Below are 25,914 nucleotides of genomic sequence, written 5' to 3'. Positions count from 1 at the left end.
GCAGGACGCCCAGATCAGTCGCCTCACCTTCGACCACACTCGTGAATTTTTCCGGGCAGTTTCGACATATTCGGTATGAATTAAGTATAATCGCGGGATAACCGTCGATATGCACACGCTTTTCCTGGACAGCACCGACGTCGACGAGTACGCGCGAATGGACGACGTCATCGACGCGGTCGAGCAGGCGTTCGGTGCCTTCGAGCGGGGAAATACCCAGATGCCGGCCAAGTCCTACATCGACCTCCCACAGTACAACGGCGACTTCCGATCGATGCCGGCCTACCTCGAGGTTCGCGGACGCGACGTCTCCTCGAGTCGGTCGGGCTCACAACGCCGGTCGACGGCCGAACGCTGGGACGCAGCGGGTCTGAAGTGGGTCAACGTCCACCCGGACAACCCGGTCGATCACGACCTCCCGACCGTACTCGGGACGATGATCTACTCCGATCCCGAGACCGCGTTCCCGCTCGCGATCATGGACGGTACGACGCTGACGATGAAACGGACCGGCGCGGCGGCCGCTGTCGCGACCGACTACCTCGCGGTCGAAGACGCCACGTCGCTCGGCATCGTCGGAGCGGGCGTCCAGGCGTACACGCAACTCGAGGCGATCAGCGAGGTTCGGTCGATCGAAGAGGTCGTCGTCGCGGATAAAGACGACGAGCGCGTCGCTCGGTTTATCGACGCCTGTGGGGACGAGTTCGATGTCCGTGCCGGCTCGATAACCGAAGCTGGCCACTGCGACGTGCTCTCGACGGTGACACCCGTCGAAGAGCCGATCGTCGGACGCGAAGAGGTCGGCGAGAACACCCACGTAAACGCGATCGGTGCCGACGCCGAAGGAAAGCACGAACTGACCGACGCCCTGCTCGAGGCTGCGACGATCGTCATCGACGATCACGAACAGTGCACCCACTCCGGCGAGATCAACGTCCCGTACGGCGAGGGAGTGCTGACGGACGACGACATCCACGCCGAAATCGGCGAACTCGTCGTCGGATCGAAAGACGCCCGAACTGCGAAGACCGGTGTGACCGTCTTCGATTCGACCGGCCTCGCCATCCAGGACGTCGCCGCCGCCCACGTCGTCTACGAACGTGCGAGCGAGACGGACGCCGGTCTCGAGTTCGACCTCGTCGGCGTCGGTGACTCCTCGGCGTAACTCGTCGTTTTTAGCCAAAGAGATCTCGACTCAGACGATCCGTTGTAACGACAGACCGGCGGGACCACAGAACGGTCGCGGGTGCTCCGGGGGACTTCCACCGATCCGTATCAGTCACCGAGAGGAGACGTCGCCGGCACTCACAGCCGTCGAGGGATCGATCCGGTCATAGCCAGTTCCTCACAGTAGTGACAGACCGGCTCCCCGTCGGGGGAAGGCAATCCGTTCGCTTCGAACATCGTGTTCTCGGTGATCGTCGCCTCCGCTGGCTGGAGGGGCCACGGATTGTGAGCGATCTCACCGGTCAACACGCCGCCGTTTTCGGGGGCGTAGAATCGACGCCGTTCGGTGAGCCAGTACGCAAGCGTTCCCGGCCTCGGAGTGAATACGTCGCCCGCAGGCCGATACGTCGCGTCGAATCGGGCGGGTGGTCTCGCTCCGGACTCTCCGCGGGCACCGACATGAGTATCCCACCCTGACTCATCGTCCGTCCTGGAACTCGAGAAGCCAACCTGTCTCCCGTCGGCTCCAACCCGCATTCGGGCGTGATAGACCGGAAGTCGCGTCGTCTGACCGATCACCCTCGCAAGTAGCGGTGCGCCGATATCAACGCTGAAGAAAAACAGCCCTGGCTCCCCCCGATATCGAACGTACGTCCGGACGTTGAGTTCCGGAAGCGCGGTTTTGAGGATCGACGGGGACCACCGAAGCCCCACGTTCGCGAGGACGAACGGGAGCACGCTCACCCAGGCGTGGCCGTCCCGCGTCTCCAGCGTGAGTTCCCGGGGGAGGTGTGATCTGATTGCCTCTGGATCGACCGGCCAGTGGGCGAACAATCCGTGTCGCCACGTCATCGACGCGACGTGGGGCATGCTCTGATGCGGCGTTTTCCTGTCGATTCCTCGAGCCGAATCTATCCGCTGATCAGACATTTCGAGTATGAACCCGGCTGGTGTGTCCCGCCTACGGCGAGCAGGCGTATAAAATGGATAGCCGACTGTTAGATCCGATGATAGTCCGAAATGCGTTGTTACACCCCAGTAAGCACCACCACAGCGGGTCGAGGTTCACGATAGCTGGGAGCACCCCAGTTTCCCGCGACTTTCTGCCCCCATATATTTCATAGAATTTTAGAATTAATCATATAGGCCAATAGTTTAAGTACAAATATAGAATCAGTGATGTGTGAAGACAACTGCAATGGCGAACCCCGATTCGTTTATAGACTGCCCGGAGTGCGGGAGTCGATTACGGAACAGTGGTACCGAAAGAGTGTGTGAGGGATGCGGGCTCGTTGCCGACGAGGACGCGATCGATCGCGGTCCCGAGTGGCGATCGTTCGACGACGACGAAACCGATCGACGGCGAACCGGAGCCCCGCTCACCCGCTCGAGACACGACCGCGGGTTGTCGACGGAAATCGGCTACGCGTCCGGCTCCGATGCGTACAGTTCGCGTCTAACCGGGCGAAAGCGTCGACAGATCGCGCGCCTCCGTCGGGAGCACAACCGTGCACGCGTCTCGTCGAAAGCCGAACGGAATCAGATCTACGGCTTCGCGGAGATCAGACGAGTCCACGCGTTGCTATCCCTTCCCGACTCGGTTCGAGAGGAATCGTGTGTCCTGTTCGAGTCAGCACAGTCCGAGGGACTCCTTCAGGGCCGTTCACTCGAAGGGTTTTCAGCCGCGTCGATCTATGCGACCTGTCGAATCCGGTCGATCGCCAGAACGGTAGACGAGATCGTCGGGGTCGCCCGAGCCGACGAGAACGAACTCAAAGCCGCCTACGACGCGTTGAACCGCGAACTCGGCCTCCCGACCGGCCCGATCGATCCCGCTCAGTATCTGCCCCGGTTCGCGTCGAAACTCGGCCTCGAGACGAGCGTCGAACGACGGGCACGCGAACACGTCCGGATGTTACTCGAGAACGGCTTGATCGGCGGCCGTAATCCAAGCGGCGTTGCCGCAGCCTGCCTCTACAAGGCCGCGGGGGACCACGAAGAGTGTTGCTCGCTCACCCAGGCCGATGCTGCGGACGTCGCCGACGTCGCTCCGGTGACGATCCGATCGACTGCCGCTGAACTCGAAGATCGGTAACGTCGACGAGACGCAAGATCTCCTACGTCGTTCGCAAGGAGTCGGTACTGGGCTCGTACACTTCGCCTTTCTGTTTGAGCTTCTCGATCTCGTGTTCGGCTTTCGACTGGTCCATACCGATCTCTTCGGCCCGGTCCAGGACGATGTCGATCGGCGCACCGTCGTCGTACTCCTCCTCGATGTCGGCGATGAGACCCTTGATGTTCTTGATCCGGTCGCGCTGGGACTTCGACGTGCCCGCCTCGACGATGTCGGCATCGAACTCACCGGTTTCGGGATCGACGCCGATGTCCTGCAGACACGACCGAACGATCTCGATGACGCGTTCGGCGTCAGTTTGCTCGACGGTATCCGACAGCCGGATCCGAGCGCTCGCCTCCGAGAGCCGCACCAGCGCCTCGAGTTTGCGTGCAGTGACGGGGATCGGCGCGTCCTCGTCGGTCCCCTTCGAGCGCAGATCGACGTAGAAATCCCGGATCGCCTCGCGCGCTTCCTCGGTCATCCGCGGGTGACAGTTTTGCTTCGCGAACGCGACGTACTTCCGGAGGAGTTCGGCGTCGATGTCCGGATCGACCGTCTCCGTCATCTCGTCGATCTCACCCTGGCTCACGTCGAGCGACGCCATCTCCTCGCGCTGGGTCGTCAGCTCCCCCGCGTAGTTGGTCGTCAGGATGTGTTCTGCGAGGTTCTTGTCTTTTTCCTCGTCCGGCTGGTCAGTCACCGTGAAGATCAGATCGAACCGCGAGATGAGCGCCGGCTCGAGGTCGATCTGCTCGCTGATCGGCTCGTAGTGGTCGAACCGACCGTACTTCGGGTTCGCCGCCCCGAGCAGCGAACAGCGGGACTTGAGGGTGGCGTTGATGCCGGCTTTCGAGACCGAGATCTGCTGTTGCTCGAGGGCCTCGTGCATGGCAGAGCGATCTTCGGAGTTGTGGACGACCATGCCGTTCGCGATGAAGTTGTGGGTCCCCTCTACCGTGAGGTCGTACACGTAGTCGAAGTCGTGGTCATCGACTCGTCGAACGCTGACGATTTCTCTGGGTTCGACGTCACGGAGGCCCGGATTCGCTGGCTCAGTGGTTGCGGTACCGCCGTCCGTGGCAATCGAGGGGGTGCCACAGGGCACGAGCGTTCGGTCACCCACTTCGAGACTCGAAGCATCTCGCTCGACTATCGATCCGTTCTGGTAGACGAAAAATGGGTGGTCGGGAGTCGATCGGAGTCGCTCTCCGCTTTCAGTGATAACTTCGATCAGCTCTGTCGGTGTTTCGTACTGGTGGACAGCAGTTACGGGCCGGTCGACGATCGCTCCGGTCTCAGTCATCGTTCGAACGGAGAAATCCACGTCTCGGATCGTCCGGCCGTTCTCGAGTTCTTCGATCGAACCGTCGGCTACCGCATCATGTGCTAATTCCCGGATTGGTTTGATTCCATTACCAGCATGTACCAATGTGTCACCAGTGACACATCGCATTTTATCCAGCTCGTCGACTGCCGCGATCCCCTGATCCGCGAGAACTAACGCGCCCGCCTCGAGGGTCCACTGCTGTCCGTCGCCGAAGTCGTCTCGGACAGCAGCCGCGGTAAGCCCGGCCGAGGACGAACCTTTCCCCGAGGTGTAGACGGATCGAGGTGCAATATTCTGGATATAGCCCAGCATCTGGGAGTTGTGCGAGATCACACCGTCCGAGACGTAGTTGTGGGTACCCTCGACCTCGAGGTCGTACACCCAGTCGTCGTCGGGTTCGAGCGTCTCTATCGACGCAATCCGGTCGGTTCCGGCAGCGTTGGCCGCAACCGAGGTTCCGCCGTCAGGGCGGGCACGTTCCGCCGAACGACTGTGTGGTTCCGTGCCCGGCGCGGATACAGCAATCGAATCACCGACGGTGAGTTCGTCTGCGCGGGTCGCTCGAAATCCCCCAGCAGCATCGACGAACAGCGGATGCGACGGCGTCACCTCGAGTTCGCGGCCGCTCGAGGTCCGTATTCGGTACATCCGTGCGGGCGCTTCTCGCTTCCACACTTTGGTCGCACGCTGGGGAGCAATCGAACCGTCCGTCTGGAGGGAAGGGACCTCGAGATCGACCTCGTCCCACCAGCCGTCATCGATCGGTTTCGGATCTTCGAGGTTCGACTCGACGATGTCTCGAATCGAAACGGTTTTTCCGTCCGTGAGGGTTATCTTCGTGTCCCCTCGGACACACTTACCAGTACCAGGATCACCGATAAGGAGCATGTGCAGATCCCCGCGGATCCTCGAGCCGTCGGGTAACTGCTTCGTCACCCCCGAAAAGAGCTGGAAGATCATGGCGAGTTTCTCCTGTTCGTAGCCGTAGATCGAGGGAGCGATAGAGCCGACCATCCGCTCGTAGACGTCGTCCTGATTGGAGATCTCGTAGATCTTCTTTTTGTCCTCGTCGGTGATGTTCATGTCCTCGAACTGTTCTTCGTCGATTTCGACGGAGACCCCCTCCATGTAGAAGTCGAATACGGGGGATTTCTCTTGGCCGTCGCTCTGTTGCTCGAGTCTGAGTACGCCGGTCGCGGAGACGTTGTCGCCGGGCGTGACCTCGCCGGTGATGTCGTCCTCGACGTGGACGTCGAGCGACTGGGGCGTCTCGCCGCCGCGAAGGCCTTCGGGACTCTCCTGGATGCGGAGTTTCTGGGAGTCGACGAACTCGGACTGGTCGAAGTTCACGCGAAACGGTCCCTGTCGTTCACAGCCCTGACACTCGTGGGGCTCCTGAAAGTCGCCGCTCGACTGGGGAACGCGCGTGAGGGTGCCACAGAGCTGGCACTCGAAGGCGGCCTCCTCGATTTTGGGGCGGACGTCGGTCGCTTTTCGGACGATGCCCCGGACCTGGACGAGGGAGTTCATGTCTCGGGCGCGGATCTCCCTGATTTCGGGTGACTCCGTCTCGGGAAGGTTTCGGATCCGGACGTGTGCCTGACCGAGGCTGACGTCGATCGGGAGGTCGTACAGGCGAAGCGCCTCCTCGGCGTAGCGCTGTAACTGTTCGGGCTGGTTCAAAAAGTCGTCCGCGAGATCCGGGTCGAACCGATAGAGGTCCTGCCAGTCGATCGAGAGCGACCGCTGCTCGTTCGGATACCGCTGGGCAAGCTGTTTGATCGCGTTGTCGTAGTAGTTTCGGAAGAACTGCTCGAACGCGTCGACGAGTTCGGAGTTACCCGCTTGCGCCATTGCAGTGTTGTTCGGCTCTCATCGGGTATAAATGATGGCAAAGCGGACCGGAACTGATCGGATCGGGCCACGTCGAACCGACCGGTCGCCGTCGCCCGGAGTCCGGGGACGACACGCCGTCCTGTATTCCCTGTCGTGTGGCCTCGCCCATCAGTTCTCTTTCCGGACGTATGTATGTACCCCCCATTTGTTTTGGTACGTCCGTTCGTACAAAGAAGACAGTCCCCTTACACGAAAGGCAGGTCGGAAGCGACACGGGGCCCTGCTCGAGCGGATCGGTTCGAATCCGATCACCAGTCTGCACCCGTCAGCGACCGCTCGAGCGGCCAATCGGTCACTCCGATAATGACGTACAGTAAACCGTATACGTTCGCTCGACAGTTCAGGCGTGGACTGCCACTGGCACCGATTTCGACAGCGACGGTCTACCGCCCGTCGACCGTCGACACTCGATCCCGCCGCGGGGTAGCTCGCGGCGGCGGCCCAGTGCGTCCACTTTCGGCCTCGGTGAGCCAGTCGTCGACCGTCGTCGTTCGACGTTCACCCGTCCCCCGGCGCTCCGTATGCGGAACGACTTCGCGAACGTCGTCAGTTTCCGGGCTGCCGTCGCCCTCGTACACTACGAGTGCGACGATCGGAACGCGAAGTTGCTCGTCGGCGTCGCGTTCTCGATCGGACTCGATCGGCGACGGCGTAGAGGGACGGCGCCGGAACGCCGGCTCGAGCGTACAGTCCGTGCGCTCGGCCCAGCGTTCGAACTCGGCGAACAGGTCCTCACGCGTCCGCGTTCCGTCGACGGGAAGCGTGCGATGGGCCGGCGGCCAGCGGACGACTCGATACCCCCCAATTCGATTCCTCTCCTCGAGGCGGCGGAGTCGCCCAGTTATCGTCTCGAGCGCGTCGGTGACGGCTCCGGGAACGCTCGAGCGGACGTAACAGGTGACGTGGTGACCCGCCCCGCGCTTTGCGGCGACGGACTCGGTCACTGTCGACTCACTGGCAGGCATATCCACCCTCGGTGCGCCGAGCGTACCCTTTCGACACAAGCGAGGAGAGAATCGGGAGGATCGTCAGTTTGGAGAGCCCGAGCAAGCGCTGGAGTTCCGTCACGGTGGTCTCCCCGGCAACGAGAAGAGTGACATAGACGAGTTTCGCCTGTGGTGACGTGAGATCGTCCGGGACTTCGAGTTTTTGTTTACTCGTGGACATCATGGCCACAGAAGATGGCAACGACGTCACACTTAAAGATTCAGTGAGTGGTGTATACGTGTCACACGATCTCGATCCGCTCTGTTACAGCGATCCTCGCCTTCTCTCCGAGAACGATAGTGACGACGGCCGCTATTCGGGTTCACCACGATCGGACAGTTCGGCGCCGATCACGCCGCCGAGAGCTCCGAAACCGAAGTAGTAGACGAACGAGATGACGACCATAATCAACAACACTCCGAATCCGAGTGCGGCCTCGCCGTTCCCCTCCACGAGGGTGCCGAGAGCGCCGAGTCCGAAGAATAGCGCGAGTACGAGAACGATCGGAATCGAGGCGATGACGTTCGCGAGGGTCCCCGTAATCGCGCTTTCTTTGGTGTTCTCGCCACGGAGATACCCGGCGACGACCCCCGGAACGATCGGTCCGATCAGCGGGAACCAGCCGATGACGAACGACACGACGGCACCGATCGCTGCGGCAATGTACCGATCTGTCGGCTCTTTCTGCTGGTGCTGTGCCGTACCCTGTCTAACGCCACATTCGGGACACAGTTCGGCGTCTGAATCGATTTCACTCCCACACGTAGAGCAGTAAGCGACCCGCTTCGCTTTAGATGACATACAGCAGGCATACTCACAACGAACTGATATCCATTTTGCTATTTCGCGGTCAGGAAACAATCGTCACAGAAAGCGGGTGAGGTACGCGGTTCGGAGCGGACGCGGTTCGGAGCGGACGCGGTTCGGAGCGGACGCGGTTCGGAGCGAGTGAACCGAGCGAGAACCGCGGAACAGCGAACGGGGAACGCAGTGACCCGTGAGCGAGTGAAACGAGCGAGAACCGCGGAACAGCGAACGGGGAACGCAGTGACCCGTGAGCTGTGCGATCGGTATGTGAATCGCTTCAGTTGGTACTATAGCAACATCTGATACGAATCACCGTCGTGGGTTATGATCTGAATTCGACAATCATCCACCCCAATGAGAACGTCACGCCGTGGTGTGTATTACCACGATGTGGGAATTGCCAGCGGATCTTATCCGATCAGTCGAGCAATGACAGCTATGGAGGACGGCCGTATGGACGGTGGATCACAGACCACCAACGACGGCGAAGATCAGGGAGGAAGTGCCTGTACAGCGTGGAACACCGCCGAGTGTACGGGCACCCCGTACTGTCCGCCGCGATGCCCGCGATTTTTCGACCGGACCGGACTGCCGATCCTCGTTCAACCGCTACAAGAGCGGGACCTGGATCGCCTGGCCGGGATGTACGAGAGCATCGAATCCTCCACGCTCAGACTACCGCCACCTACACGCGAGCGAATCGAACGCTGGCTCGGAGGACTGCACGAGAAGGGGTGGAACCTCGTCGCCCGGGACGACGAGCGGATCGTCGGACACGTCAGCGTCGTTCCGGCGGACGATCCGACTCCGGAGGTCATCGTCTTCGTCCACGAACAGTACCACACTCGCGGAATCGGAACCGAACTGATCAAACAGGCTATCGCTTTCGCCGACGAGAGACACCACGAACTGACAGCGCTGATCTCCTGCAGAAATCGCCGATCCCTTTCGGTGTTCGAGAATCTGGGTTTCGAGGTCGTCGACCGCAAACCGGACCTCTGGACCCGACTGTCGCTCGACGATCCGACTACTGCGGCGGTACAACTCCCACCTGCTGAACGCCCGGCGACCGAGTAGCAGATCGTGCGATCCGCTGTCTCGAGTTTGCTCGCGGCAGAAATATGGGATCGCCCGGATTTGAACCGGGGTCACGGGCACCCAAGGCCCGAAGTATACCAGGCTAACCCACGATCCCGTACACCCACTTCTGGCCGCACATCATAAAGGGTTTCGTTCCGTTCCGAACGGTTTTGCATCCCGCCCACGTACTGCGTGTATGGTCACGGGCTTGGAAATCCTCCTGGTCGTTCTCGTCCTCGCGGCCGTTCTGGGCGCATCGACGCTCGTCGAAACGGTGCGACCACTGATCGTAAACGCCGTCGTCGGTCTGTTAGTGTTGTTTCTCGCACAGACCGTCTTCGGACTCCCCGTCGCCGTCACACCGGTTGCCCTCGCCGTCGTCGCCATCGGCGGGATTCCCGGGTCGATTCTGGTTATCATGCTCTCACTGTTCGGCGTCGCGTTCGTCCCCGCGTAACGATTCCGTCCCCTCCGTCGACGCATCCGACTCGAGGCCCCCGTCTGAAACCGCGAACTCCTCGTCCGGCCCTTCGAGTCCATCGGCGAACCGCTTCGCGACCGTCTCGTCGGTCGCCTCGGTCGGCGACTCCGACTGCGAAGCGGTCACCGACTGCGACTGGGAGAAGACCGCCGGCGTCGACTCCGATCCGTCGGTCGACGCCTCGCCGCCGTCCGAAAACGCTGCTGCGACGTCGTCATCGGTCGCTTCCGAAACCGTCGCGTTTCCGGATTCCGATGGCTGGCTATCCGGCTTCGGGTCCGGAAGTTCGTCGATATCGGTGGTGTGATCGACGGTTACCGTGGCATCGAACAGTTCTTCCAAGTTCGTGACGAGTTGGTCCCCGTGGCGCGTCGGATCGACGTGAAAGTGTGCGTGTACCTCGAGTCTCGACAGTCGGTCCGTCAGTGCGTGGACGAACTGAAACGCCGCGTTCGGGGAAACGCCCTCGAGCAGGCCGTCGACCGCGTCGAAACAGATCGCCGTCTCTCTGCCGGCTTCGGACCGGCGCGTGCAGGCTCGAAGAACGGCGGTTCCGATCGCCGACAGATCGGTCGGATCGGGTACCGAATCGACGACCGCGGCCGCGTCGAAGTCGGATTCGTCGACGGCGTCTCCCTGCCCGACGACGATCGATCCCGCGAAATTGTCCGTCTCCCCGTACAGCGATCCGTCCGGCGGGTCGCTACCAAGTGTGACGACGAGTACCGCGGCGTCCTCACTGGCAGAGTGCACCCCCGCACACGGTCGGCGATCACCCGTCTCGCCGTCGAGAACCAGGAGATTCGTCGGGGATTCGACGTCCGAAGAGACGTTCAGATTCATCGAGCTCCACTCGAGGTCGACCGAAGTGATACTGCAACCAAGCGAACTCGCCCTCTTTACCGTTGTGGCCGAAACCGCCTCGACCGGATACAGCACCAACCAAGGCCGTCTCGACCGGATACAGTGGCGACCGAAGCCGTCTCGACGGATTACAGGTCGGCATCGCGGAGTTCGATGTCCGCGATAAGGTCGTACGGGTGGGCGTCCTTCCGGATGCCGTCGATGAGGGTAAACGCCTCGCCGGGCTCGAGGAAGTGTTCCGTGACGACCCGGCCAAGCGGCGTCGGCTCGAAGCCGTCGATGAAGTCGTACTCCAGCAGTTTGCCGATGGCGTGTTTCGTCGGCACTTCGCCGAGCATTCGGTCGTTGAGCGCTTTCGCCGATTTGCCGCCGACGGTGACGTTCGCCAGCGTCTCCTCGACCGCGCTGGCCTCGTCGTAGTGGGTCATCACCGACTCCATCTCCCCTTTGAGCAGGGTGAACGCGACCTCGTCTTCAGTCATCTCCATCGAGTTATGGTACGTACAGTCGGGTTCGACGAGGACGTAGACTTTTCCCTCGTCGTGGTAATCCGGCCGACCCGCACGGCCGAGCATCTGCGAGAACTCCTGGACGGAAAGCCACTCGATCCCCATCGCCAGCGAGTCGAAGACCACCTGCGATGCGGGGAAGTCCACGCCAGCGGCGAGTGCCGCAGTCGTGACGACCGCCGCGAGTTCCTGCTCGCCGAACTGTCGTTCGACCTGTTTTCGACGCCGGTAATCCAGCCCCGCGTGGTACGGCGCTGCGGAGTACTCGAGCTTTCTCGAGATCTCGTGACACCGTCGGCGCGAGTTCGTGAAGATGATCGTTTGGCCGTGATACCCCTTCGAGGACTCCGTGTCGAACTCGCGTTTGACGAGTTTGTTCTCGACTCGGACCTTCTCCTGGCCGTCGGCGAAGGTGACGTGGCGTTCGATCGGTACCGGCCGCTCTTCGAACTCGATGAGCGTCGACTCGAGGGCCTCCGCCAGCTGTTCGGGATTGCCGACGGTCGCCGAGAGGTAGATCCACTGGGCGCCGCCGTACTCGTCCCGCCGTTCAGCACGCTGCTCGCACGTGTATTTCAGCCGGGAGATCAGGCCGTCGAGGCGGTGGCCGCGGTCGTCTTCTTTGAGGGTGTGCACCTCGTCGATGACGACCGTTCCGATGTCACCCATCTCCTTGCCGGTCCGCAGCGCGTGGTCGATCCCTTCGTAGGTACCGACGATGACGTCCGCGCCGGGGTCGAACCGATTGCCGTCGTCGTTGATTCGGCTCGCGCCGACACGGATCGTGACGTCGACCAGGTGGCCGTACTCCTCCTCGAAGTCCTCGTACTTCTGATTCGCGAGCGCGACGAGCGGAACGAGAAAGAGCATCTTCCCCTCGCCGTGTAACACGCGGTCGATCCCGGCCATCTCGCCGACGAGGGTTTTCCCCGTCGCCGTCGCCGAAACGACGAGCTGGTCCTCGCCGTCGAGGAGCCCGTTCTCGACCGAGAGGCTCTGGACCGGCAACAGGGTCTCGAACCGATCCTCGAGCAGTCCCTGAACGCCGGGATGGAGGTCCAACGAATCGACCCGAACCGGATCCACCTCGTCGACCGTCGCGGAGATCGTATCGAACTTCGTGAGGTCGGGATCGAGTCGCCCCTCGAGCAGGTTGACGATGCGATCCAGATCCTGCACCTCGAGCATGAGTTCCTCGAGACGGTCCTTTGCCGCCCCTGTGACCTCTCCTGCGCCGGTATACGAGAGCTGGCGGCCGAGTTCCTGGCGGGCGCAGTCGCGACAGATCCAGTCGCGGTCGTCTTTGATCGCGGTGTCTGTCGTGATCGGAGAGTACCGTCCCGCGGAGGCGCAGTATCGACAGGTTCGAACGGCTTTCACTTTCTCCGCCAGCTGGTAGCCCTCGAGCATCTCGGTGAGTTCGCGTCGCTTCTCCGGGGTCGTCTGTTCGGAGATCCGAATCCGCTTTGCGCGGCGAGCCAGTTCGACGAACTCGTCGGGCTGGCGCGGCTCCTCGCTCGAGCCCTGTTTCAGGCGAAATTTGGCGGGACGGGGACCGGCCGAGGTTTCCGAAAGTCCGAGTTTCGCTCGGAACAGACGGGTTCCGTCACGCTGGACGACGACGAGGTAATCCTCCCCGGTCTCGTGACAGAAGATGGTCTCGACGTCCTGGAGCTGCTTCGACACGGTTCTCGATATGCCGGTCGCGTACTTGAGCGGTTCGGACTCGTGCGGCGGCTGTCAGCGGGCCTGTGCGACCGTCGCCTGCGTGATGATCTCGTCCGCTTTCGATCCGACGTTCGCCTCGAGACGTCGACGTGCAACCGCCCGCTCGGCCGCGTCGTAGGAATCGAGGTGCCACTCAGCCCACAGCCGCCCCGCCCACTCGTCGTCCATGTACAGACAGTGACACGGAATCGACTCGAGTCCGGCGATGTGACTGGCCCAGATCCGTTTGTGGCCGTTTAACACCTCGAACCGATCGTCGCAGTCCCGAACGAGGGGGACGGGGTCGGGGTGGCCGCGGTCGCGAATCTCCTCGATGAACGTTCGGTTCTCGGCCTTCGAAAAGTTGCGCGCGTGATACGGTGACGGGTCGATCTCGGTGAGCGAAATCTCCGTCGGCTGGACCGTTCCGATCTTTCGGAGCCGCTGTGACGGGAACGCGTAAAACCGGGCGTCGTCGCGGTTCAACCAGTCGATCCGCAGTGGGTATCCACCCGAGTAGTTCGGATATTCGCGCTCTATGGTTTCGCGATAGACGGCGATGACGACTCGATCGTCGTCCGGATACGTCGGATTGTCCGAGGCGAGGGTTCCTCTACCGTGGACCTTCCACTCCGTCGTTTCCATCGGGGGGAGATTGACCACGACCCCCTCGCTCGGAGCAGCGTCCTCTCTGTCGACAACGACGTCTCCGTTATCGATCGGGATCTCTTCGAACCGGTTATCACGACCCATTCGGTATACTAGAAGTTATCGTGTTTTTATAAGTCCTTTGGGTAAACAATTATGGGTTCACACGACCGGTATAAAATGCGGCTGGTGACCGGTGTCCGGTTTCGAGGAACCACGGACGGGTATCCCACGGTACTGACGGACAGCGATCCCGTCAATCGACCGGACACCGTCCGCATCATACGGTTTATTGTACGTCGGTTTATTGTCCGTCAGTTCCGGCGCATCCGCGACCGGGCGGCGGGTGCACCGGGACATCGGGGCAGCTATAGTAGCCACTGAAAGTCATCCCACACCGATCGCCAGACGGATCGGCGATCGGTGTGTACATCGTTTCAGTTGTTACTATATCCGTATCAGTCGTCCTCGAGCAGGTCGATTTCGTCGTCACCGTTCGGCACGGCACAGAGGAACGCCCCGTCTCGGTCGCTCTCGTTGCGGTACCAGTGGACGGTGTCGGCGGGAACGAAAATCGAGTCACCCGCGCTCACCTCGCGTTCGTCGCCGTCGATCCCGACGACGTATTCGCCTTCGAGGACGTACTGCTGGTGTTCGACGGCGTTGGTGTGTTTCGGGACGGTACTGCCAGCCTCGAGGACGAATCGACGAATCGCGAAGTTCGGCGCGCCGTGATCGTCCGAGAGCAACACACCCTTCTGGAGGCCGTCCGCGGCGTCGACCGGCTCGTACTCGATGTCGTCGGCGCGACGGATCAGCGGCTCCGGATCTGATTCGGGCATCGGTACGACGTCGGCGCTCGAGGAACTAAAATTCGGTCGTCGTCCATCGACGGCGCTGTCGCTCGTCAGTGAAAAATACTGCAGTCAAGTGCCGATACTGTTACGAATCCGCCTTACAGGCGCTCGACGTTCGTCGCGCGCGGGCCTTTGGGGGCCTGCTCGATTTCGAACTCGAGTTCCTGTCCTTCTTCCAGGTCCGGGCCGCCGATGTCTTCCATGTGGAAGAACACGTCGTCGTCCGCGTCCTCAGTCTCGATGAATCCGTAGCCGCCAGTGTCGTTGAAGAAATCAACGGTTCCTTTCGCCATTGCTTCTAAAGAGAAATGCCGAACACGTATAAACGCTACGACTTGCGATTCGATGCCGTATTCGCCACCGCCGAGGCGTGTACTGGCAAAACTCGAGTTTCGTCGGTCAGACGTCTTCGGTTTCCTCGAGTCGATGGACAGCAACCGAGACGAAATACACCAGCATGAACAGAGCGAATCCCACGACCAGCCCACCGAGTTCGCGGGTGCCGATCCCCCCCGGCGAAACGAATGCGAGTGCTACGAGTCCGACGACGAAGACGACGACGGTGAACGCACCGATTGCGACGTAGAAGCCGGTATCCGACTCGAGAAACGATCGCATCGTGGCCGGTCTTACCGTGCCACCGATAAAACGATACCGAGACGCGGGAGGTCGAACCCGCGTCGGTCCCGATGCGGTCGCTACAACAGCCTGTATGACGGTTCGGTGAGACCTCCGACGGTTTTGCCACCGGATCCACCGATCAGTACAGCAGGCTCTCTGTCGTCGTTTCGTACCCCTCGGGCAGGATCTCGGCGATCGCGTCCGGATCCGTTTCGCCGTTGACGTTGACGAGATAGGCCCGACCGTCTTCGTTGCCGTAGACGCCCTGAAAGTCGTAGACGAAGCCGTAGATGTCGACGTCGTCGGGGACGTCACCGGAGTCCCGAAGGAACCGGACCTGGTGGTCGACGTTGTACTCGACGAGCTGGTTTACGACCGTCTCCTCGTCCGCGTCGGCGTCGACGAGATCGCTTTCCAGTCCCGCTTCGACGACGGGAACGAGCATTTCGACCCACTTGTCGACGCCTCGAGGCCCGGGTCGGTCTCCGCCGATGGCGGCCCCGTACGCGGCGGTCACCGCTCCGCAGCCGGTGTGGCCGACGACCGTCACGACGTCGGTTTCGGCGTGGTAGATCGGATACAGTACCCCGCCGTCGACGATACGGTCGCCGTCGTCGTCGTCCCAGACCTGGTTCCCGATGTTACTCGGCGTGAACACCGAGCCAGGATCGTCGACCCCCCACATCCGCTCCTGGGGGACCCGCGAGTCCGAACAACAGATCGAGACGACGTCGGGATGCTGGCCGGTCTTGACCGACGAGAAGTGCTCCGAGGGAAGTCCGTCGACGTGACTCTCGTTTCCCTCGAGCAATCCCTCGAGCACGGTGTGACCGGGATCCTGATCGCTATCATCAGCCATACGTCAACGAGCGCGGACCATGGTGAAAACAGTTACTCTTGACGAGAGATCCCCCGTGTCAGACGAATTCGGGCGTGAGTGGATACTCCCACGTCTCGCCGCCGTAGGCCTTGACCGCCGCGATGGCACAGAACGCGATGTTGACGAACGGAAGGATCGCCAGGAAGACGACGCCGATCACGATCACCGAGAGGAGGATCGAAACGAGCATCAGAATCGAGTAGACGATCTGCCAATTCAACGCGGTCCGGGCGTTCTCGAGGACGAACGGGTCGTCGGCCGCGACGAGGACGATCGTGGGGCCGACCACCCACGTGAATATCGCGAGGACGTGCGTAACGGCGGCAAAGAGCAGGTCGTCATCGGAAGCGTCGTACCGGTTGCTGCTGTCCCCGTGTGTGCCGTGCCGGTTGCTGCTGTCCCCGTGTACGTCGTATTGGTCGCTACTGGCACCGTGTGTGTCGTAGCGATCGGCGGTCCCGGAATCGTCTCTCGCGTAGTCGCTGTGCGTGTCGGCGGTCTCGTCGCCGTAGCCGTCGGTTCCACCCTCCTCGAGCCATCCCCGGTCGTCGTCCGCGGAGTCGTTCACTGCCGTCCCACACTCCGAGCAGTAGTTCGCGTCGGGATCGACGGTCGCACCGCAGTGCCAACAGTACTCCTCGGTCATACTCTACTGACACGTTGGGAGCTCACAAAAACGTGCCGAACGGACGAGCCGAGTCAATCGGTCAGTCCGTACCCGATCTTGAACAGGTAGACGTCGATCGTCAGCACGATCGCAGTGAGCGCCGTCAGAACGGCGAGTGAAAGCAGCGGTGCGATTTCCGCGTAGGCGGCCGGTGCGATCTCGAGCAGGTCCGAGTGGCCGAGCAACCCGTAGCGAACGCTGTCGACCATGTAGACCATCGGATTGAACAACGAGACGTACTGCCAGACGGGGTCGAGCATGGTCAGCGAATAGAAAACCGCACCGAAAAAGACCAGCGGGCGGAGGATGAACTGGTTCATCACGGTCAGATCGTCGAAGTCTCGAGCGACGAGACCGCCGATGATCCCCAGTCCCGAAAAGAGGGTCGCGATGACGATCATGGTCGCGACGAGAAAGAGGCCGTGTTCGACAGTAATCGGAACGAATATCCGGCCGATCACGGCGATGATGACGCCGACGATCAGCCCGCGAACGGCGCTCGCACCGACGTAGGCGATCACCATCTCGGCGTACGAAAGCGGCGAGGTCAACGTCTCGTGGATGTACTCGTTCCACCGGCCGTGAAAGATCGAAAACGACGCGTTCTCGAAGGCATTAGAGATCGTTCCCAGCACGACCAGGCCGGGGACGAGAAAGAGGATGTAGCCGATTCCGGCCACGGGTTCGTCGATTCGGCCGCCGAGGATAATCCCGAAGACGGCGAAGTAGAGTACGTTCGTGATCGCCGGCGGCATGAAGGTGTTTTTTGGCCGACGGATAAAGCGCAGAACCTCCCTCCGGAAGAGCGACCGAAAGCCGACCGAGAGCATCAGGCGACCCCCTCCCGTTCTCGTTCCGTGTTCCGATCCGCCTCGTCGCGCGATCGTCCGCGCTCGCGTTCGTCCTCCCCACGCGTCGAACTCGTGGCACTGCCGTCTTCGCCACTCGAGGCGGACGACCGCGTGACCGTTCTGTCTTCGCTCCGCGTCAGATCGACGAAGATCTCCTCGAGGGAGGTCCGCGAGATTTCGAGGTCCGCGATCTCGTAGCCGGCTGTTTCGAGATCGGAGAGCAACTGTGGCGCGGTCGAACCGCCGTCGTCGACGCGAACCTCGAGGCGATTTCCGTTCGACGACAGCTCGCGCGCGTACGCGCCGAGACCTGTCTCGAGGTCGGCTGTCGCAGACGACGAAAGCGGCGTCTCGAGGCGGACGCTGATCGTGTCCGTCCCGCGGGTCTTCAGTTCCTCCGGCGTCGCGACGGTTACCTTCCGGCCTTCGTTCATGATCCCAACGCGATCACAGAGGCGTTCGGCCTCCTCGATGTAGTGAGTCGTCAGGAGGACCGTCGTCCCCTCCTCGTTGAGTTCGGTGACGAGTTCCCAGAGGTCGTGACGAAGCTGGACGTCGACCCCGGCCGTCGGCTCGTCGAGGATCAGGAGGTCGGGATCCGTGACCAGCGCCCGCGCGAGTAGAAGTCTGCGCTTCATCCCGCCGGAGAGCCAGTCGAAGCGCTCGTTTCGCTTGTCGTAGATACCGACCCGCTTGAGCACCTCGTCGGCGCGGTCTGCGGCCTCCGCTTCGGGAATCCCGTGATAGCCGGCTTTGTGTATCAACACCTCCCGAATCGGGAAGAAGCGATCGACGTTGAACTCCTGGGGAGCGAGACCGATCGCGTCCCGGGCCTGCTGGTACTCCGTTTCGACATCGTATCCGAAGACCGCCGCCTCGCCTGCGGTCTTGCGGACGAGTCCGACCAGCGTGTTGATGAAGGTCGTCTTTCCCGCACCGTTGGGGCCGAGGAGTCCGAAGAACTCCCCTTCCTCGACGGTCAACGACAGCTCCTGTAAGGCGCGCAAATCGCCGTACTCTTTCACGAGATCCGTCGTCTCGATGGCCGGTGGCATCACCGGATTCTCGGCCCCGGTTGCGGTTAAGAATGTTGGTATCGGCACTCGAGACGGCCGTTTCGGTCCGTTTTGCCGGCGAAAGCAGCCGGTCGGCGAAACGTATCCCGATCGACGCTCGAGGGCGAGTCCAGCCGACGCTCGAGGGCGAGTCCAGCCGACGCTCGAGGAGGTATCGAGCGGGTCAGTCCGCCGTTCGTGGCCGACTCGAGGGGTTGACTGCGCCGCTTTTCTGGACGATGTCGAATGCGGTCATCAGGTCCGAACGCGAGATGAGGCCGATGAGGTCCCCCTCCGGCTCCGACGAGGGTTCAGCGTAGGGTGCCTCAGCGGGTTTTCCGCGGCCCCCTTCGACGACCAGCAACCGGCCGATGTTGTCCTCGCGCATGCGCTCGATCGCGGTCATCGCGTCCGACTCCGGAGTGATCGTCTTTAGGTCCGTCGTCATCACGTCGGCGACGACGTAGGCGTCACGCTCGACCGGATCGATCTCGCGAGCGTCCGACAGCGTGACGAGTCCGACCAGCCGTCCGTCGTCTGCGGCGCTCGTTTCGACGACCGGGTATCCCGTGTGGCGTTCGGTGAACATCCGCTGGATCAACTCCGCAACCGTCGTCTCCGGTTCGACGGTGTGCAGGTCACGGACCGGCGTCATGATGTCGTCGACGGTGACGTCCTGGAACGCTGCCTTCATCGTCACCTGCTGGGCCTCGCTCGAGGCGGCGATGTAGACGAAGAATGCGACGCCGATGAGGATGATGTTGACCGGCGGAATGAGCCCGAATATCCCCATGACGACCGCGAGGAACTTCCCGACGCTCGCTGCCTGCTGGGTGGCCTTGGCGTAGGGACGCGAGCGGGCCAGAAACGCCCGAAGTACGCGCCCGCCGTCCATTGGAAACGCCGGCAACATGTTGAACCCGGCGAGTGCGACGTTCAGAATCGCGAGATACGCGAGGACGAACCGCGTGCCGTCCAGCCCGACGGGCGTCACCAGAAAGAGCGCGTAGGAGACGGCACCGACCAGCAACGACACGATCGGCCCGGCGATGGCGATCGTAAACTCCTGTCGCCAGTCCTCGGGCATCTCCGAGAGCGCCGCGATCCCGCCGAACAGCCAGAGCGTGATCGAGTCGATTGGAAACCCGTAGCGTTGTGCCGTCAGCGAGTGGCCCAGTTCGTGCAAGACGACCCCGACGAACAACCCGATCGCCGCGGCCAGTCCGACGACGAACGGGAACCACCACTCGGCAGTAAGTGCGCCGGCGTCGATTCTCGCGTTCATGGTCACGTTGAGAAGTTCGATAACTGGCTCGAGCTGTATCCCGATGAGATACGCGAAAAACGGGAGAACGAGCAAGAACGTGAGATCGAGTTTGATCGGGATCCCGAAGAGAGACCCGATCCGGAAACTTCTGATCATGCGGTATGATATCGGGGGGACGACCTTAAATACGCCGACGATACGTTGGGTCGGACGCCCCGTTCTCTGCCACTAGCGGAGATTCGGTTACCACAATCTCCGCGGTGGACCTACCGATAGTCGAGTATCGAGAGAGATAATGGCAATAATATAAATTAGCCAGTATCAATTGTCTACCCCACAGAGTTATACGGATCGTTCGCATCGACGTCGGTATGATGGACGCCCAACAGCTCACGACCGGCCGAATCGACGACCTCCCAGCCGAACTCGGGTCCCCACAGGGGAAACTGGTGTATCTCTATCTCGATGCGACGGGAGGGGGGACGGTCGACGACCTCAATCGGGCGCTGGCGATGAACAAGATGGGAGTCCTGAGCGTTCTCGACAGCCTCTCGAGTCGCGGGCTCGTCGAGAAGAACGGATCTGAGTACGTGGTCGGCTCCGCCTGATACGAACCGTTGTCGATCGTTACCGGTGATCGCTCACGGGATCGGCGATCGGGTGTGCAATGACTTTCGATGGCTACTATACAGATAGAATGTTCGAGGTCGGTCGCTCGAGGGGCGTCGTCCACGGCACGACCGAATTCTCGGTTCGAAGGCTTTATCCGCTCGGTAGGCTTCCGTTTTCGTAAGTAATCACAACCATGTCCGATAAACCCGCCTCCATGTACCGGGAGATCAGTAAGCCGGCCTACACGCGCCGCGAATACATTACTGGGATCCCCGGATCGAAGATCGCACAGCACAAGATGGGCGACATCGCCGCCGACCCGGACGACTACCCGATCCAGATCAGCCTCGTTACCGAGGAAGAGGTCCAGATCCGCCACGGGAGCCTCGAGTCTTCGCGGCTGTCGGCCAACCGGCACATGCTGAAAAACGCCGGCGAAGGCAACTACAAGATGATCCTGCGCAAGTTCCCCCACCACGTCATCCGGGAGAACAAGCAGGCGACCGGTGCGGGTGCAGACCGTGTCTCCGACGGAATGCGCCAGTCGTTCGGGAAGATCGTCGGTACGGCCGCTCGCATCGATGCGGGCGATCGAATCTTCACGATCTGGTGTGACGTCGACGACGCCGACTTCGCCAAGGAGGCGTTCCGTCGCGCGTACAACAAGATCACACCGCCGTGTCGCATCGTCGTCGAGAAAGGCGAAGAGCAGTTGATCGCCTGATACGGATTGCGATCGCTGATTATCGGCCGATCGCCCACCGTGGTGCGATCGGCGGGTACAGACTCCTCCCAGACCGTTTGAGACGGACTGGCGTCTATAGTAGCCACTGGACGTCGATGCACACCTGATCGCACGATAGCTGTACGATCAGTGTGTACTCCGTATCAGTGTACACGCGGTTACAGCAGCTGGCCGTCTCGCGTTCGGTACGGAGACGATACGTACCGGAGGCTGTCAAACGACGACCCGCCGGGGTTCCCCGACGGGTGGGTATCAGACGTTTTCCGATGCTTCGAGACGTTATTCGACCGATTTCGCCCGATTCTGGAAGTCGCCGCCACACTCCCCACACTCGCCGGGGTTCGTCTCGGCCTCGACGATCCGTCCGCACTGAAGACACTCGTACTCGGATGAGATCTCTGAGGTGTCGTCTTCGACGTCTTGATCGTGTGGCATACCCACAGTTTCGGATTCCAGATATAAATACGAATCGCGAGTTCCGTTCGTTGATACGAATCATAGAGTCACTTGCGTGCTGTACGAGCGGCGGTGGTCCGGACAGTCCACCGAAACGGGGGTGAGACGAACTCCTCGAGAACGGTTCGACGACGCCTCACCGATACGTGCCGTGTTCCGCGTAACCGGTCGAGCGAACCGGCCCAGGTATCTCTCCCAGCGTTCGATACAGTATTCCGTCTTCGTGGGTACTCTCGAGTATGATCGATCTGGCGGTCGCAAACGCCGAGGAAACGTTCGGGCGGATGCGCGAGCCGCTAGCTGAGCGCGGAATCCGGGTTCACCACGTGCCCGCGAGCGAGCGCGTAGTGGACCTGACCGACCCGCCGTGGGATCCCGACGAGTACGACGCCGGCTTCGTCTATCCCGGACGGCTCATGGAGGGCGGCGTCGCCGACGCGTTCCTCGAGATTCCGTGGCTCAACGACCACGAGGCGGTGCTCACCTCGCGAAACAAAGCCGAGGTGCTCGCACGCCTGGAGCGGGCGGATCTGCCGGTGCCACAGTCCGTCTACGTCTCGAACGACGTCGCCGAGGCGGCCCTGACGGACGTCTTCGAGCGGTTCGATCCACCCGTCGTCGTCAAGCCGAACTCGACGACCCGCGGCGTCGGCGTCGCGAAGGCGGGCGATCTCGATTCGTTTCTCGGCATCTGTGATTACCTCTCGCTGGTCCACGACTACCGGGCGACCGGTGACCGGTCGTTTCTCGTCCAGGAGTATCTGTCGGACGCGGTCGATTACCGGGTGATGGTTCTCGAGGGCGAGTACGTCGGCGCAGTCGAGCGCCGACTCCCCGCGGACGCACTCGCGGACGGCCAGTGGAAACACAACGTCCACCGCGGTGCCGAGGCGACCGGAGTCGATCTGCCCCGGAGACACCGAGAGCTTGCAAAGACCGTCGCCGACGTACTCGAGATTCCGTTTCTGGGCGTCGACGTGCTCGAGACCGACGACCGCCTGGTCGTCAACGAGACGAACGCCCGACCGACGATCGACGAGGAAACGAAGTACGAACCGGATTTTTACGACCGGCTCGCGGATGCGATTCGATCGACGGCGGACGCGACACGCGAAGGGTAAGACGACGAGCCGAACTCGTCGCGATTGTGGCGTCGAAAACGACTGATACGGATTGCTGTACCGATGGACCGGCGCACCCGCGACCCGGGCGGCGGGTGCGCTGGTACTGACGTACAGTAAACCGTATAACACGGATCGTTGTCGGTCGGTACCGATGATCGCTGGGACGGGACGATCACCGATAAAACGCGACAACAATCCGTACGAGACCGCGACGGTCGGGTTACTCGAGACTGATGTCGGACGATTCCTCTGCGGATTCGAAGACGACCTCGAGGACGCCGTTGTTGTACGTCGCCGAGGCGGTGTGTTCGTTGACCCGTTCGGGAAGCGAGATCCGTTCGTCGTACTGGTGGTGGTCGCTGCCGGCGGAGATCGTCAGCGTCTTGCCGTCACACTCGAGATCGATGTGTTCTTTCTCGACGCCGGGGAGGTCTGCGACGACGCGAATCTCGTTTTCTGTCTCGTGAATGTCGACGTGCGTATCCATTCCGAAGCCGTTATCGACGGTGTTCGAGGAGTCGAAGTTGACGTTCGCGTCCGGTCCGTTCATCATCTCGTTCATCATCCGTTCGATCTCTCGAAAGAGGTCGTCGAACGGTTCGTCGCGGTCGTCTCGGCGCATGGGTGTCCGTAAGGAGGGGAGGTGCAAAAACTTTCCCCGAGCGATACCAGTCAGACCGTCCGCTGGATCACGGACCGACGGGGCCGGGAACGTGCGCGCTCGCACGGCAGTGACGGACGACGGTCCGTATCAGTCCGCAGTCTGTCGGTCGAGCGTCAGGTCGTCGCGTCCGGCAAACTGGCTGAATCCGATCCCGAGCGTTTCGTTCGTAAGTGACCGACTCTCGGGTCCGGTGAGATGTCCCGAGAGAGCACGGAGTGCATCGACGTTCTCGGGAACGACGTCTGCCTCCTGGTGGATCGCCTGCATCAGGTACAGATCACGGCCCTGAAGGGTGATCGACTCCTCCCAGACGCAGTTTTCCCAGATGTCACCGCGGGGGCGACCGGCATCGAGCGCGAAGTCCTTCAGCGTTCCAGCGCCGTCGATGCCGGCGTACTCGGGGATCGTAAGGATGCGGTCTTCGGATCGGAGCCGTTCGCGGATGTCGGTGGCATCGTCGGGTTCGTTCTCGAGCGTGACGTTGACCGTGTGGACGTGCATCATCGTCGTCGGCACCTTCAGCCCGATCGTGTCGATGTCGAGTTCCGGGAAGACGGTCTGGACGTCGGGGCCGTGGTGAGACGGAATCGAAACCGGGTCCGGGAGCGCGTCGTTTATCGGCCCGCGGTCGGTCTGGTCGGGGTCGCCGCCGCGACGAACCAGCGTCGCGCGAACCTTTTCGATGCCGTAGTTCTCGTGAAGCGGGGCAACGAGCCGGGAGAGCCCGGTCGTGTTACACGAGACGACGCGGGCGTAGTCGGCGTCTTCGGCTTCGTCGTAGTTCGCGCGGGCGTTGAAACTGACTTCGGCGACGGTTGCGTCCTCGCCACCCTGGAAGAGTGCAGGCGTGTCGTGGCGTTCGTAGAGCGGGCGGTTTTGCGCCCCGACGCCGGAGGGCGTCGCGTCGACCACGACGTCGCTGTCGGCGACGAGTTCGTCGACGGTTCCCGCGAGATCGATGCCGGCCGCGGTAAACTCGTCGATTCGGTCCTCGTCAGCGGCGTAGACGCGGAATCCAGCCTCTTCCGCGCCGATGGCGACGTAATCCGGACTGCGTTTCGCGACGCCACTGACTTCCATATCGGGTTGTACGCGGATCGCATCAGCGACGCGTTTGCCGATGGTCCCGTACCCGTTGACTCCGACCCGTAACATACGGGTCACACTCCACCGTCAACGCTCATAACCGTTTCGCAAAAAAATTACAGATGTTAACTCGTAATTGAGTAACTCGAAAGAAACCGGCGTACATGAACGGGGTATATCCGATATAGTAATGATTTTCATATGTAAGCAATGTGGTAGGTTAACGACTCCCCCCGCCACCCGCTTTCTCGAGTGGGCGGTCCGTTCGCGACGGTTATCACTCTTCTGAATTGGGTAACAAATTTAACGACGGGGAACGTACAACTCGGATATGAGTGAACATTCCTACGACGACGGCCGCGGGGAGGACACACCGCTACGCATCGGCCTCAACGGCTTCGGGCGGATCGGTCGAAACGTCCTGCGGGCCTCGCTCGAGTACGACGGCGTCGAGATCGTCGCGATCAACGACGTCATGTCCGACGACGACATGGAGTATCTCCTCCAGTACGACTCGGTTCACGGTCGACTCGAGGACGTCTCCCGCGACGGCGACGTCCTCTCGATCGGCGACCGGGAGATCCGCCTGCTCTCCGAACGCGACCCCGCCGCGTTGCCGTGGGACGACCTCGACGTCGACGTCGCGTTCGAGGCGACCGGCCTCTTTCGCACCCACGACGACGCCGCCCAGCACATAGAGGCCGGGGCCGAAAAGGTGATCATCTCCGCGCCACCGAAAGGCGAAAAGGACGTCCAGACGATCGTCTACGGCGTCAATCACGACGAGTACGACGGCGCGGACGTCCTCTCGAACGCCTCCTGTACGACGAACTCGGTCGCCCCGGTCGTCAAGGTTCTAGACGAGGCGTTCGGCATCGAGTCCGGCCTCCTGACGACGGTCCACGCCTACACCGGCACGCAGAACCTGATCGACGGCCCCCTCGGCAAGCGCCGCCGCGGCCGCGCCGCCGCCGAGAACATCATCCCGACCTCGACCGGTGCGGCGATCGCCACCACCGAAGTGCTCCCCGAACTCGAGGGGAAACTCGACGGCATGGCGATGCGCGTCCCCGTCCCGAACGGGTCGATCACCGACCTCACCGTCGACCTCGAAGCCGACGTCACCAAGGACGAACTCGCCGACGCGATCCGCGAGGCGGCCGACGGCGAACTCGCCGGCGTTCTCGGCTACACCGACGACGAGATCGTCTCCAGAGACATCGTCGGGCTTCCGTTTTCCTCGTACGTCGACCTCGAGTCGACGATGGTGCTCGAGGGCGGCCTCGTGAAGGTGCTCACCTGGTACGACAACGAGTACGGCTTCTCGAACCGGATGCTCGACCTCGCGACATACGTCGCCGCCGAATCGGAGGACCTCGACGCCGAGGAAGCGCTCGCTCACTGAGCCCGTCCTATCACGTTTAAGCGCCTCGATACACC

27 protein-coding genes and 1 tRNA gene are annotated in these 25,914 nt (G+C 61.7%); 8 read left to right on the top strand and 20 right to left on the bottom strand.

Features of this window, described 5'->3' with window-relative positions:
* Positions 1–109: 109 nt before the first annotated feature.
* The gene (locus EA473_RS09445; RefSeq protein WP_124195413.1) at positions 110–1,165 is read left to right on the top strand and encodes an ornithine cyclodeaminase family protein; all 1,056 of its coding nucleotides are present in this window, start codon (positions 110–112) and stop codon (positions 1,163–1,165) included.
* A gap of 140 nt (positions 1,166–1,305) precedes the next feature.
* On the opposite strand, the gene EA473_RS09440 is transcribed toward EA473_RS09445, so the two are convergent.
* Positions 1,306–2,097, bottom strand: coding sequence for a YqjF family protein (locus tag EA473_RS09440; protein ID WP_124195412.1), 792 nt, complete (start codon positions 2,095–2,097; stop codon positions 1,306–1,308).
* Between the two features lie 268 nt (positions 2,098–2,365).
* Here EA473_RS09440 and EA473_RS09435 point away from each other — a divergent pair, with 268 nt between their 5' ends.
* Entirely contained in the window at positions 2,366–3,262 is an 897-nt protein-coding gene (locus tag EA473_RS09435) for a transcription initiation factor IIB (protein WP_124195463.1), read from the top strand.
* 22 nt (positions 3,263–3,284) lie between these two features.
* On the opposite strand, the gene EA473_RS09430 is transcribed toward EA473_RS09435, so the two are convergent.
* The 4 genes from EA473_RS09430 to EA473_RS09415 form a co-directional block, all read right to left on the bottom strand.
* A complete protein-coding gene (locus tag EA473_RS09430; protein ID WP_124195411.1) occupies positions 3,285–6,464 on the bottom strand; it encodes a cell division protein in 3,180 nt (1,059 codons plus the stop codon).
* A gap of 425 nt (positions 6,465–6,889) precedes the next feature.
* Positions 6,890–7,471 carry an HTH domain-containing protein gene (locus EA473_RS09425; RefSeq protein ID WP_124195410.1) on the bottom strand — a complete coding sequence of 194 codons (582 nt, stop codon included), beginning with the start codon at positions 7,469–7,471 and terminating at the stop codon, positions 6,890–6,892.
* Positions 7,458–7,676, bottom strand: coding sequence for a helix-turn-helix domain-containing protein (locus tag EA473_RS09420; RefSeq protein WP_124195409.1), 219 nt, complete (start codon positions 7,674–7,676; stop codon positions 7,458–7,460). Before EA473_RS09420 ends, EA473_RS09425 begins: the two co-directional genes overlap by 14 nt.
* 129 nt (positions 7,677–7,805) lie before the next feature.
* Positions 7,806–8,294, bottom strand: a complete 489-nt coding sequence (locus EA473_RS09415; protein WP_124195408.1) for a DUF5518 domain-containing protein — start codon at positions 8,292–8,294, stop codon at positions 7,806–7,808.
* Positions 8,295–8,753: 459 nt separating this feature from the next.
* On the opposite strand from EA473_RS09415, the gene EA473_RS09410 reads away from it, so the two are divergent.
* Positions 8,754–9,377 (top strand): GNAT family N-acetyltransferase, encoded by a 624-nt coding sequence (locus tag EA473_RS09410; protein ID WP_124195407.1) that lies wholly within the window; start codon positions 8,754–8,756, stop codon positions 9,375–9,377.
* Between the two features lie 45 nt (positions 9,378–9,422).
* On the opposite strand, the gene EA473_RS09405 is transcribed toward EA473_RS09410, so the two are convergent.
* Positions 9,423–9,495 (bottom strand) — tRNA-Pro (locus tag EA473_RS09405).
* A gap of 81 nt (positions 9,496–9,576) precedes the next feature.
* On the opposite strand from EA473_RS09405, the gene EA473_RS09400 reads away from it, so the two are divergent.
* Positions 9,577–9,837: a pro-sigmaK processing inhibitor BofA family protein gene (locus EA473_RS09400; RefSeq protein ID WP_124195406.1), complete on the top strand. Its 261-nt coding sequence runs from the start codon at positions 9,577–9,579 to the stop codon at positions 9,835–9,837.
* On the opposite strand, the gene EA473_RS09395 is transcribed toward EA473_RS09400, so the two are convergent.
* The 11 genes from EA473_RS09395 to EA473_RS09345 form a co-directional block, all read right to left on the bottom strand.
* Positions 9,805–10,704, bottom strand: a complete 900-nt coding sequence (locus EA473_RS09395) for a DUF7504 family protein (RefSeq protein ID WP_124195405.1) — start codon at positions 10,702–10,704, stop codon at positions 9,805–9,807. The two genes, EA473_RS09400 and EA473_RS09395, sit on opposite strands and share 33 nt — an antisense overlap.
* Positions 10,705–10,853: 149 nt before the next feature.
* Entirely contained in the window at positions 10,854–12,920 is a 2,067-nt protein-coding gene (locus EA473_RS09390; RefSeq protein WP_124195404.1) for a DEAD/DEAH box helicase, read from the bottom strand.
* Between the two features lie 54 nt (positions 12,921–12,974).
* Positions 12,975–13,694, bottom strand: coding sequence for a ParB/RepB/Spo0J family partition protein (locus EA473_RS09385; RefSeq protein WP_124195403.1), 720 nt, complete (start codon positions 13,692–13,694; stop codon positions 12,975–12,977).
* 353 nt (positions 13,695–14,047) lie between these two features.
* The gene (locus EA473_RS09380) at positions 14,048–14,431 is read right to left on the bottom strand and encodes a cupin domain-containing protein (protein ID WP_124195402.1); all 384 of its coding nucleotides are present in this window, start codon (positions 14,429–14,431) and stop codon (positions 14,048–14,050) included.
* 113 nt (positions 14,432–14,544) lie between these two features.
* Complete coding sequence (locus EA473_RS09375; RefSeq protein ID WP_004267330.1) at positions 14,545–14,739, bottom strand: cold-shock protein; 195 nt, start codon at positions 14,737–14,739, stop codon at positions 14,545–14,547.
* A 106-nt stretch (positions 14,740–14,845) separates the two neighbouring features.
* On the bottom strand, positions 14,846–15,064 hold the full coding sequence (locus tag EA473_RS09370; RefSeq protein ID WP_124195401.1) for a hypothetical protein: 219 nt from the start codon (positions 15,062–15,064) through the stop codon (positions 14,846–14,848).
* Positions 15,065–15,206: 142 nt separating this feature from the next.
* A complete protein-coding gene (locus tag EA473_RS09365; RefSeq protein ID WP_124195400.1) occupies positions 15,207–15,926 on the bottom strand; it encodes a carbonic anhydrase in 720 nt (239 codons plus the stop codon).
* 58 nt (positions 15,927–15,984) lie between these two features.
* Complete coding sequence (locus EA473_RS09360; RefSeq protein ID WP_124195399.1) at positions 15,985–16,593, bottom strand: zinc ribbon domain-containing protein; 609 nt, start codon at positions 16,591–16,593, stop codon at positions 15,985–15,987.
* Positions 16,594–16,646: 53 nt separating this feature from the next.
* Positions 16,647–17,444, bottom strand: coding sequence for an ABC transporter permease (locus EA473_RS09355; RefSeq protein WP_124195398.1), 798 nt, complete (start codon positions 17,442–17,444; stop codon positions 16,647–16,649).
* Entirely contained in the window at positions 17,444–18,520 is a 1,077-nt protein-coding gene (locus EA473_RS09350; protein WP_124195397.1) for an ABC transporter ATP-binding protein, read from the bottom strand. The genes EA473_RS09355 and EA473_RS09350 overlap by 1 nt, the downstream gene beginning before the upstream one ends.
* 184 nt (positions 18,521–18,704) lie before the next feature.
* Positions 18,705–19,943, bottom strand: a complete 1,239-nt coding sequence (locus EA473_RS09345; protein ID WP_124195396.1) for a CBS domain-containing protein — start codon at positions 19,941–19,943, stop codon at positions 18,705–18,707.
* Between the two features lie 218 nt (positions 19,944–20,161).
* On the opposite strand from EA473_RS09345, the gene EA473_RS09340 reads away from it, so the two are divergent.
* Together EA473_RS09340 and EA473_RS09335 are read left to right on the top strand one after the other, a co-directional pair.
* Positions 20,162–20,395 (top strand): MarR family transcriptional regulator, encoded by a 234-nt coding sequence (locus tag EA473_RS09340; RefSeq protein WP_124195462.1) that lies wholly within the window; start codon positions 20,162–20,164, stop codon positions 20,393–20,395.
* A gap of 197 nt (positions 20,396–20,592) precedes the next feature.
* Positions 20,593–21,123: a 50S ribosomal protein L16 gene (locus EA473_RS09335; RefSeq protein WP_124195395.1), complete on the top strand. Its 531-nt coding sequence runs from the start codon at positions 20,593–20,595 to the stop codon at positions 21,121–21,123.
* A 300-nt stretch (positions 21,124–21,423) separates the two neighbouring features.
* Here EA473_RS09335 and EA473_RS09330 read toward each other — a convergent pair whose 3' ends face one another.
* Positions 21,424–21,579, bottom strand: a complete 156-nt coding sequence (locus tag EA473_RS09330; protein ID WP_124195394.1) for a rubrerythrin-like domain-containing protein — start codon at positions 21,577–21,579, stop codon at positions 21,424–21,426.
* Positions 21,580–21,839: 260 nt separating this feature from the next.
* Between EA473_RS09330 and EA473_RS09325 the strand changes: the two genes are divergently transcribed.
* Positions 21,840–22,721, top strand: coding sequence for an ATP-grasp domain-containing protein (locus tag EA473_RS09325; protein WP_124195393.1), 882 nt, complete (start codon positions 21,840–21,842; stop codon positions 22,719–22,721).
* Positions 22,722–22,944: 223 nt separating this feature from the next.
* On the opposite strand, the gene EA473_RS09320 is transcribed toward EA473_RS09325, so the two are convergent.
* Entirely contained in the window at positions 22,945–23,346 is a 402-nt protein-coding gene (locus EA473_RS09320) for an Hsp20/alpha crystallin family protein (RefSeq protein ID WP_124195392.1), read from the bottom strand.
* Positions 23,347–23,475: 129 nt separating this feature from the next.
* Positions 23,476–24,543: a type II glyceraldehyde-3-phosphate dehydrogenase gene (locus tag EA473_RS09315; protein WP_124195391.1), complete on the bottom strand. Its 1,068-nt coding sequence runs from the start codon at positions 24,541–24,543 to the stop codon at positions 23,476–23,478.
* A gap of 262 nt (positions 24,544–24,805) precedes the next feature.
* On the opposite strand from EA473_RS09315, the gene gap reads away from it, so the two are divergent.
* Positions 24,806–25,879, top strand: coding sequence for a type I glyceraldehyde-3-phosphate dehydrogenase (gap, locus tag EA473_RS09310; protein ID WP_124195390.1), 1,074 nt, complete (start codon positions 24,806–24,808; stop codon positions 25,877–25,879).
* Positions 25,880–25,914: the final 35 nt, after the last annotated feature.

Origin of the sequence: Natrarchaeobius chitinivorans, assembly GCF_003841505.1 — an archaeon.
GTDB lineage: Archaea > Halobacteriota > Halobacteria > Halobacteriales > Natrialbaceae > Natrarchaeobius > Natrarchaeobius chitinivorans.
This window is presented reverse-complemented; position numbering and strand designations above follow the sequence as displayed.

What these genes read in the sequence shown, in the direction of transcription:
- EA473_RS09445 (WP_124195413.1), top strand. Translation starts at nt 110, where the DNA reads ATGCACACGCTTTTCCTGGACAGCACCGACGTCGACGAGTACGCGCGA.
- EA473_RS09440 (WP_124195412.1), bottom strand. Translation starts at nt 2,097, where the DNA reads ATGTCTGATCAGCGGATAGATTCGGCTCGAGGAATCGACAGGAAAACG.
- EA473_RS09435 (WP_124195463.1), top strand. Translation starts at nt 2,366, where the DNA reads ATGGCGAACCCCGATTCGTTTATAGACTGCCCGGAGTGCGGGAGTCGA.
- EA473_RS09430 (WP_124195411.1), bottom strand. Translation starts at nt 6,464, where the DNA reads ATGGCGCAAGCGGGTAACTCCGAACTCGTCGACGCGTTCGAGCAGTTC.
- EA473_RS09425 (WP_124195410.1), bottom strand. Translation starts at nt 7,471, where the DNA reads ATGCCTGCCAGTGAGTCGACAGTGACCGAGTCCGTCGCCGCAAAGCGC.
- EA473_RS09420 (WP_124195409.1), bottom strand. Translation starts at nt 7,676, where the DNA reads ATGATGTCCACGAGTAAACAAAAACTCGAAGTCCCGGACGATCTCACG.
- EA473_RS09415 (WP_124195408.1), bottom strand. Translation starts at nt 8,294, where the DNA reads ATGTCATCTAAAGCGAAGCGGGTCGCTTACTGCTCTACGTGTGGGAGT.
- EA473_RS09410 (WP_124195407.1), top strand. Translation starts at nt 8,754, where the DNA reads ATGGACGGTGGATCACAGACCACCAACGACGGCGAAGATCAGGGAGGA.
- EA473_RS09400 (WP_124195406.1), top strand. Translation starts at nt 9,577, where the DNA reads ATGGTCACGGGCTTGGAAATCCTCCTGGTCGTTCTCGTCCTCGCGGCC.
- EA473_RS09395 (WP_124195405.1), bottom strand. Translation starts at nt 10,704, where the DNA reads ATGAATCTGAACGTCTCTTCGGACGTCGAATCCCCGACGAATCTCCTG.
- EA473_RS09385 (WP_124195403.1), bottom strand. Translation starts at nt 13,694, where the DNA reads ATGGGTCGTGATAACCGGTTCGAAGAGATCCCGATCGATAACGGAGAC.
- EA473_RS09380 (WP_124195402.1), bottom strand. Translation starts at nt 14,431, where the DNA reads ATGCCCGAATCAGATCCGGAGCCGCTGATCCGTCGCGCCGACGACATC.
- EA473_RS09375 (WP_004267330.1), bottom strand. Translation starts at nt 14,739, where the DNA reads ATGGCGAAAGGAACCGTTGATTTCTTCAACGACACTGGCGGCTACGGA.
- EA473_RS09370 (WP_124195401.1), bottom strand. Translation starts at nt 15,064, where the DNA reads ATGCGATCGTTTCTCGAGTCGGATACCGGCTTCTACGTCGCAATCGGT.
- EA473_RS09365 (WP_124195400.1), bottom strand. Translation starts at nt 15,926, where the DNA reads ATGGCTGATGATAGCGATCAGGATCCCGGTCACACCGTGCTCGAGGGA.
- EA473_RS09360 (WP_124195399.1), bottom strand. Translation starts at nt 16,593, where the DNA reads ATGACCGAGGAGTACTGTTGGCACTGCGGTGCGACCGTCGATCCCGAC.
- EA473_RS09355 (WP_124195398.1), bottom strand. Translation starts at nt 17,444, where the DNA reads ATGCTCTCGGTCGGCTTTCGGTCGCTCTTCCGGAGGGAGGTTCTGCGC.
- EA473_RS09350 (WP_124195397.1), bottom strand. Translation starts at nt 18,520, where the DNA reads ATGCCACCGGCCATCGAGACGACGGATCTCGTGAAAGAGTACGGCGAT.
- EA473_RS09345 (WP_124195396.1), bottom strand. Translation starts at nt 19,943, where the DNA reads ATGATCAGAAGTTTCCGGATCGGGTCTCTCTTCGGGATCCCGATCAAA.
- EA473_RS09340 (WP_124195462.1), top strand. Translation starts at nt 20,162, where the DNA reads ATGGACGCCCAACAGCTCACGACCGGCCGAATCGACGACCTCCCAGCC.
- EA473_RS09335 (WP_124195395.1), top strand. Translation starts at nt 20,593, where the DNA reads ATGTCCGATAAACCCGCCTCCATGTACCGGGAGATCAGTAAGCCGGCC.
- EA473_RS09330 (WP_124195394.1), bottom strand. Translation starts at nt 21,579, where the DNA reads ATGCCACACGATCAAGACGTCGAAGACGACACCTCAGAGATCTCATCC.
- EA473_RS09325 (WP_124195393.1), top strand. Translation starts at nt 21,840, where the DNA reads ATGATCGATCTGGCGGTCGCAAACGCCGAGGAAACGTTCGGGCGGATG.
- EA473_RS09320 (WP_124195392.1), bottom strand. Translation starts at nt 23,346, where the DNA reads ATGCGCCGAGACGACCGCGACGAACCGTTCGACGACCTCTTTCGAGAG.
- EA473_RS09315 (WP_124195391.1), bottom strand. Translation starts at nt 24,543, where the DNA reads ATGTTACGGGTCGGAGTCAACGGGTACGGGACCATCGGCAAACGCGTC.
- gap (WP_124195390.1), top strand. Translation starts at nt 24,806, where the DNA reads ATGAGTGAACATTCCTACGACGACGGCCGCGGGGAGGACACACCGCTA.